The sequence below is a fragment of the Actinomyces glycerinitolerans genome (assembly GCF_900098745.1).
Classification (GTDB): domain Bacteria; phylum Actinomycetota; class Actinomycetes; order Actinomycetales; family Actinomycetaceae; genus Actinomyces; species Actinomyces glycerinitolerans.
Window position 1 is genome coordinate 1 of record NZ_FQTT01000019.1, and the last position, 1,696, is coordinate 1,696.

1 pseudogene is annotated in these 1,696 nt (G+C 66.4%); it reads left to right on the forward strand.

The window, feature by feature from the left end:
• The first annotated feature begins 107 nt into the window (after positions 1-107).
• Positions 108-1,680, forward strand: a pseudogene (locus ACGLYG10_RS15460) (IS1634 family transposase).
• Positions 1,681-1,696 lie beyond the last annotated feature (16 nt).

Sequence of the window (1,696 nt, forward strand, 5' to 3'; positions counted from 1 at the left end):
CCTGACTCCTGACAGGTCGCTGGGGTGATCGGGGTTTTTCGTTGGTGTGGTGCGGTTGGGTTGGTGGTTGTGGGGCACTAATCCGGTGGGCGGTAGAGTGATGGTGTGTGAGCCCGTATGTTCGTAAGGTGCGTACCGCTTCTGGTGCTACGGCGGTGCAGATCGTGGCTAAGGAGCACGGGGTGCGCCGGGTTGTGGAGCACCTGGGCTCGGCGCACGATGAGGCGGAGCTGGCGGCCCTGATTCAGGCTGGGCGGGAGAAGATCCGGGGAGGCCAGGGGGGTGCTGGACCTGGCCGGCCTGACACCTCAGGCTGCCCGCCAGGCCGCCCCGGCGGTAGTCGTCGGGCAGCGCTCTGCCCTGCTGTGGGACGTGCTGTGTGGTGCGTATGAGGCCCTGGGGCTGGATGAAGCGGTGGGTGGGGATGAGGGGTTCAGGCAGATGGTGCTGGCCCGTCTGGTCGAGCCCAGCAGTAAGGAGCAGGTCCCCGCCGTGCTGGGAGAGCTCGGAGTTGATGCCCTAACCCCACGCTCCTTGTTCCGGTCCCTGGCCCGTTGCGTGAGTAACGAGTGGCGTGCCGGTATTCAGGCCGCCTGCCTGCGGCACGTGAGTGCCGGCGGGGACCTGTCCCTGTGCCTATACGACGTGACCACCTTGTACTTCGAGGTCGAGAAGGAGGACTCCCTGCGGCGGGTGGGGTACTCCAAGGAGAGGCGGGTCGACCCGCAGGTCATCGTGGGGCTGCTGGTGGATAGGGCCGGCTTCCCCCTACAGATAGGCTGCTGGGAGGGCAACAAGGCCGAAACCAGCACGCTGATCCCCATGGTCGAGGAGTTCCGGAAGGCTTCCAACATTGAGCACCTGGTGGTGGTGGCCGATGCCGGCATGCTCTCCGCAACCAACCTCGAAGCGCTCGACCAGGCCGGCTTGGGGTTCATCGTCGGGTCCCGTATGACCAAGGCGCCGGCGGACCTGGCCGCCCATTTCCGCTGGCACGGGGACGCCCTGGCCGACGGGCAGGTGATCGATACGATCACCCCACGTCGATGCACGCGCTCGACCGAGAGGGACGACAAGACGCGTGATGAGCCCGTCTGGAGCCCAGCGGAGTTCCCGGGCTCGTGGCGGGCGATCTGGGCCTATAGCGCGCGCCGGTTCGCTCGGGACAACAAGACCCTGACCGCGCAGGAGAACCGGGCTAGGGCGGTGGTCGCCGGGGACCGGCGCCCCAAGGCCACCCGCTTCGTCACCACCCGCAAGGGCGACCAGGTGCTCGACGAGAAGGCTCTGGCTCGCGCTAAGCGGCTCGCGGGACTGAAAGGCTACGTGACCAACATCCCCGCCACGGTGATGCCCGCCGGTGAGGTGATCGCCTCCTACCACGAGCTGTGGCACGTGGAGCAATCATTCCGCATGAGCAAGCACGACCTGCGGGCCAGGCCCGTCTTCCACCACACCCACGACGCCATTCAAGCCCATCTCACCGCGGTGATGGCATCCCTGGCCGTCGCCCGCCACCTACAAGCCGCCACCGGCATCAGCATCAAACGACTCGTCCGCGAACTGCGGCCCCTCCAGGAAGTCACCATCACCATCAACGGCCACCAAATAACCGCCCAGCCCCAGCTCACCCAGACCGCACAGCAAATCCTCAACAACCTGAACGCCGCAGGGCACTAAACTGTCAGGACTCAGG